The sequence below is a fragment of the Pantoea sp. EKM10T genome, from assembly GCF_011800685.1.
Classification (GTDB): Bacteria; Pseudomonadota; Gammaproteobacteria; order Enterobacterales; family Enterobacteriaceae; genus Pantoea; species Pantoea agglomerans.
On record NZ_JAALEU010000027.1, the window covers coordinates 1 to 513 of the forward strand.

Below are 513 nucleotides of genomic sequence, written 5' to 3' on the forward strand. Positions count from 1 at the left end.
CTGAACGGCACCGCGGGCGCGGGGCTGACGGTCATCGTGTGGGCCACGGATGCGGACGGCAACCGGGTAAACGCGGGGTCGGGCGTGGCGGATGACAACGGCCGCTGGAGCATTACCACGGCGGCGCTGGGCGAGGACGGCCGCTATGACCTGACGGCGACGGCGGTGAACGCGGCGGGGGTTTCCTCGGCGGAGACCGGCGCGTTTAACGTGGTGCTGGACACCGTGGCACCGGAGGCGGCCGTGGCGGCGCTGATGGACGCCCAGGGTGAGGTGCAGGGCGAAGTCGCCAGCGGCGGGGTAACCGACGACCGCGCGCCGGTGCTGAAGGGCACGGCGGAAGCGGGCGCGACGGTGACGGTATATCTGGACAACAGCAGCACGCCGGCAGGCAGCACGGTGGCGGACGCGGACGGCAACTGGACACTTTCGCTGGGCACGCTGACGGACCGCGATTACAGCTGGCAGGTGAAGGTGACGGACGCGGCGGGGAACGAAACCCGCGGCGAGCGC

1 protein-coding gene is annotated in these 513 nt (G+C 71.5%); it reads left to right on the forward strand.

Annotated elements, in window-relative coordinates:
• On the forward strand, positions 1-513 hold a 513-nt coding region (locus HFD95_RS21875), incomplete at both ends, for an Ig-like domain-containing protein (RefSeq protein WP_167430717.1).